The following is a 5,517-nucleotide window of genomic DNA, read 5'->3' on the forward strand; positions in this document are numbered from 1 at the left end:
AGACCTAGGAGGGTTAATGTTATTATAACACTAAAAAATAGAGTTTAAATCATGTAATTTGAAAATTTCGTGCCTCAATTTTCCGCTGTCCATCCTCACCCTACTATTGTTGAGGGTGAGGACTTCCGCGATTACGTTAAATTGGTTGAAGAATTGGCTCGAATAGCGCGAAACATTCCAAATCGACAAAGAGATGTGCCAAAGGCTAGCCGCATCAACAGAATTGTCGGGACTTCTCGCAAAGACTTGATGAAACCCGATAGACCAAACTGCACCAGTCCCTTGGGTCGAGCCACTCCCTGCCAGATAGAATCAAGCCAAGAAGGAAGCGTTTGTTCCGTCCAATCTGCCGTTGTGACACTGCCCTCAACCTGTCCTGTTTCCTGCAAAAGTTCAGAAAAGCCTTCAATACTTGAAAACGCCGGATGAGACCACTGATCCAGGAGTTGCCGCATGACCGGACGCTCCCAAAAATTGAGCGGTTTCTGGCTCTCATCCCGTTGATTCCAGTCAGCAACAACCAGAATCCCACCTGGCTTGAGTACCCGGATCAATTCTTTGGCAAAAATAGCTTTATCGGGAATATGAGGACCGGCTTCAATCGACCAAACCACATCAAAACTGGCATCTGGGAAAGACATTGCCATCGCATCATCCACCAAAAACTTCACATCTAAGTCTTTGGGAGTTAACTCCTGAGCGCGTTTTACTTGTTGGGGACTGATGGTAATTCCGGTGACGGCAAACCCATAATCCCGTGCCAAAATACGACTGCTTCCGCCAATACCACAACCTACATCCAAAACAGTAGTCCCTGGGGGTAATTTGTCTAACCCTCCCCAACGCACCATTTCATGGACAAAATCCGATTTTGCGGCTAAAAAATCCTTTTGTTGAGGTGGTGAGCCATAATACCCTAAGTGAATATGTTCGCCCCAGTAAAACTCCAAAATACCATCTTCTGTCCATTGGTCATAAGAATTGACAACAGATTCAGAGGATTGATAGCGGCGACCTGTAATCAGATAGAGTATAGTCGCGATCGCGAGGAGTCCCAGCACAAGTCCAAGCACCGGAAAAAAGAAGTTCATCGCGTATCTCGTGAGACCCCAACCTCAGCGAAGCAGGTTGGGGAGGAATAGAGGTCAAACCGCGCCACTCAACGTGGTGAGGTTTGACAATCCAACTGTTGATACCAGTCCGGTATTTCGCTGCAACAATTGGACTTTAGAAGCGGTGAACTGTCCTAGTCGTTTCCAGTTAGCATTGCTAACCGAAACTTGGGTTTTAGTGTCACCAGAAACGTAACCGTAGTAAGTAATTCCAGCTTTAACCGCCTTGACATAATCGCCCTTCCTAAACCCGTGGCGGGTAACTGTGCCGCCGTAGTCTCGCCGTTTCCCCCCCTTGCCGGGTATCATTAGGTGTAACTGACGGCGACAAATTGGGGGGCGGCTGATTACCGCGAACTGGCAGGGTGTTACCGTAATCTCGCCTAAGAAGGTGCCACTTCTGCCTTTAATTTGGCGATACCGCATAAACCGGGACGCGGCGAGGCAAATCCCATCAACAGCATGGGCGGCGGGTGACTCCGAGGCCTTATTCCTGGATTTGGGCAAGCCAAGGTACTGTCTTAGGGTTGAGGTGTACCATCCCTCTTGGGTGTGAACGGTATAGCCTGCTTGTTCCAACTGTTCAATTTGCCAATATTGACCGACCATCGCGGGACTAAACCCTTTGTCACCCCTGGCTTTGATCACCTCCACCACTACATCGGTGAACGGGTAAATTTTCCCCAACTCCTGAATCACTCTCAGTGCTAGCTGTTTATTAGCCCGGATGCTGGGGGGTATCTTAGCACGAGAGCGATTATCGAATCTGCACTGGCGGTGGTTGCGTTGATTAAATGGAAGCTTCCGGTTAATTCGGCGCCCTCGCCGTCCCCGTCGCATCATTGCCCGTTGGGTCATCCGCTTGGTCACGGTTTTAAACACCAACTTGAGGTGTGCCAAGAACAAGGTAGCGCTCCTCGACTGGATAGCAATCCCGGTGAACAATTTACCTGGATCAATTCCGGCTACGATGTCTTGGGTTTCCCTGCCCGATGGTTTCTCGGTTAATTGAACTTGAAAAATGCCCAAGTCGTTGTGTACAACCTTGGCTTTACCTGACTTTAACCATCGCCGAACACGGCTGGCTTTAGCTGGCATTAGTGGCTCACCATCTGGCGATAAAACTGGTACACGAATCATGGGTATAAACCTCTCGTGTGAGTAATTAGTCCCCTCGACCACCGTTAGCAAGATGCCCTTTCTGCAAGCGTCTATGACAAGTAGACTTGTAGATAGCCCAGACTGGGGAAGTATCTGGTAGTACGTACCAACTAACGGCTCAATGGCGCTATTCAACTCTTGCGTCGCCAGTCCTGTCCCTGGCAATCCCCACGCTCCACGTTAGTAGCGTGGGGTTGTTGAACAAAGTTAAGCCCTCCAATTTTTGACCCTGTTGATCATCGGGTTCAGAGTTGCCTGATTAACCCAAGTGGCTACAGCACGTTCTATACTCAACAGCTTAAACTAACCACGATGAGGATTTCAATCCTCACACTGCTTCTGACAGGCGTCTAAATAAATGTGAGCCACTTGATCAACGGGATTAATCTGTAAACAGTCTTTAAAAAGTTGTGCTGCTTCTGCAAATGAACGATTAGTATATAGAAATAAACCTTTTTCAAAATCAGGTTTCGTCATTAACTTGACCGAGCGAAGTTCTGGTGGATCTGCCTCAAATACTTCAAAAACAGATACCATTTCACTTTTCCCCTTAACCTGAACTTGACCGATAATCCGGAAGGCATATTCTATCGGATGATTTAGCTGTAAAAACGTGTGGTGAGAAATTAATAAAGATACCCCATACTCTTTCGTAAGCTGTTCTAAGCGAGCGGCTAAATTGACCGCATCACTAATCACTGTGCCATCCATGCGGTTGTGTCCGCCAACGGTTCCCAGCATCAGCGAACCTGTGTTAATCCCAATCCCAATCTGAATCGGGGGACGATCCGGGCGTTGCCGCGTTTTATTATAGTCAGTCAACCGATTTAACATATCAATTCCGGCGCGAACAGCGTCATCAGCACTACCACTAAACAGCGCCATAATCGCATCACCGATATATTTATCAATAAAGCCACAATTTTCAACAATGGCTGGTTCCATGCGCGAAAGATAGGCGTTGATAAATTTAAAATTATCGTCCAAGCTCATCCGTTCCGATAGGGTAGTGAAAGAACGAATGTCAGAAAATAAAATTGACATATTCTTCTGCACCGCCTCGCCGAGTTCGACATCGACAATACTTTTTTTATCAAGCAATTGCAGAAAATTTTCCGGGACAAAACGTTCATAAGCTCGATTCAGTTGCAGGAGTTGAGCCGTGAAATCCTTGCGTTCAGCTTCAGCCTTTTTACGTTCGGTAATATCTTGAAACGCCGCGATCGCAAACGTCACCTTGCCCCCTTCGTCAAAAATCGGGATACCCCATGCTTCAATAGGAATAATCTGATCGCCCCGGCAAATTTCAATGTCATCAGCGGTGGCACTTTCTCCCATTAAAGCCTGAACCACGGGCAATAATTCCGCCGGGTAGAGTTGTTCAGTCCCAGCAATATAAAATTGATAGACTTCAGCGAATTGTTCAGCAAAGGTATCAGGAACAACGCCTTTGCCCATTAACTGTTGTGCCCGTTGATTTAGGTAATAAGTTTTTCCGGTTGCATCTAATACCGCTACCCCAACCGGAACCGCTTCCAGAAATTGGGCTAATCGGCGTTCACTTTCCCGCGCGGCTTCTTCGGCTTGTTGATGTAACTCCTCTTCAATCGCATCGGAATGAGCCGTCGTGGTTTCGAGTAAAATCTCTAAGTCAGCATTGTGGCGCTGCAACTCCCAGGTTTGGTAAAGCGCGATAACCATCGCTGATCCGATCAACGCCGCTAGGGGCGAAACCACGGGTAACCACCAGTAGGTGAGAAATGCCACAAAACTACCAACCACCAGGATACTACCCATGAGGAATGTGCCTAAAATGACAACCGTCCATCGGGGAAAAATCATGTCAGGGAATTGGTTAGCTTGCTGAAGTTTCCAACTTCCTCCAGCACCAATAAAAGACCAGGCTAAAATCCATAACCACTCCACTGGATCGACCCAAATTGTCAGCCAAGAATGTCCGTTGATCTGATCAATGAAGGGAATTAAAAAGCGTCCATCAATAGCTTTGATCAAAGGGCGTCCCGCTATCGCCCCACTAATGATCTGACTGGCGATATTAGCATGAATGATAACACCCGGTGTTTGCTGACGAGAACCGATAGTATTTTGACTATAGGGTGTAAAGAATAAGTCATTGGCACTTTGTCCCGTAGCGCCAATGAGAACAATGCGATCGCGCATCAAATCCGGTGATATCCGGTTCTCTAAAACATCCGCAATGGATACGGTTTGGAAGTTCTCAGCCGGACCGCGATAGTTTAATAGGATCTGATAACCACCCACATCAGCATTCACATAGCCACCCTCATTCCCCGTCAATGGCACAAAGATAGCCTTACCTAACTGCAAATGACTCTTTCCCTCATCCCTCATTTGCAGGGTAATCCCTTCGGCTTCGAGATACATTAACGCCAGCTTTACCCCTAATCCCAAGTGGATGGACTCATCCTCTAATTGCACAGACAGCAATCCGCGACGAACTTTGCCATCCGCATCCAAGACTAAATCAGCCATCCCCACTTGATCCAGTTGTTTTAAAATGGGCGATGGTGCGACGGTTTCGCCCACCACTTTTTCCACACCAATCAGGTTCGGTGTGGATTTAAACACCTCAACTAATTCCTGATGACCTGGTTCGACTGGTAAATCACGATACAAATCCAAACCAATCGCCCTCGGTTGTTGGGCGTTTATTTTCTCAAGTAACTGCACTAAGACTTGATCGGGAATGGGCCACGTCCCGATTTGGGTAATATCAGACTCATCAATCGTCACCACTACAATGCGGGGGTCAACCGATTCTCGGGGACGTAGCTGAAAAAATCGGTCTAGTGTTGCCCATTCGAGAAGCTGAAACGAACCCGTCCCGGCTGTAGCTATCACCAATCCGGCGACAGTTGGCGCACTTATCAGTACCCCTCGCCATTTAGAAATATATTGCCTGAGCTTTTGCCACATTTAGGATGAGCAATCAAAATTAACATGAGTAGTCCCCTGATTGCCATTGGCTATATAGTTCCCCTTTTCCTACTGTAGCTCAAGTTCAGGTGAGCCGTGGCTCAGACAGTTTGGCTCACCCTAAATGGTTAAATCCCAACTACACTATTGACATCCTCCCCCGGCTAAAGAGCGCGGGGGATTCCTCACCACGCCACCTTTTTAGGGGTGGTCGCTGATTGGGGTTGACGCTTCGCTGAAGGTTGCCTCCAAATGAGGTCTTACACCCTCTCCACGTCCGTTTATA

The 5,517-nt window shown here is 47.6% G+C and carries 3 protein-coding genes; all 3 read right to left on the bottom strand.

Features of this window, described 5'->3' with window-relative positions; genetic code table 11:
* Positions 1-131 precede the first annotated feature (131 nt).
* Entirely contained in the window at positions 132-1,091 is a 960-nt protein-coding gene (locus RLO19_RS24835; RefSeq protein ID WP_446360071.1) for a methyltransferase domain-containing protein, read from the bottom strand.
* Between the two features lie 54 nt (positions 1,092-1,145).
* Complete coding sequence (locus RLO19_RS24840) at positions 1,146-2,252, bottom strand: RRXRR domain-containing protein (protein ID WP_446360072.1); 1,107 nt, start codon at positions 2,250-2,252, stop codon at positions 1,146-1,148.
* Between the two features lie 342 nt (positions 2,253-2,594).
* Positions 2,595-5,231 carry a CHASE2 domain-containing protein gene (locus RLO19_RS24845; RefSeq protein WP_446360073.1) on the bottom strand — a complete coding sequence of 879 codons (2,637 nt, stop codon included), beginning with the start codon at positions 5,229-5,231 and terminating at the stop codon, positions 2,595-2,597.
* Positions 5,232-5,517 lie beyond the last annotated feature (286 nt).

The sequence above is a fragment of the Coleofasciculus sp. G2-EDA-02 genome, from assembly GCF_040226375.1.
GTDB lineage: Bacteria > Cyanobacteriota > Cyanobacteriia > Cyanobacteriales > Coleofasciculaceae > Coleofasciculus.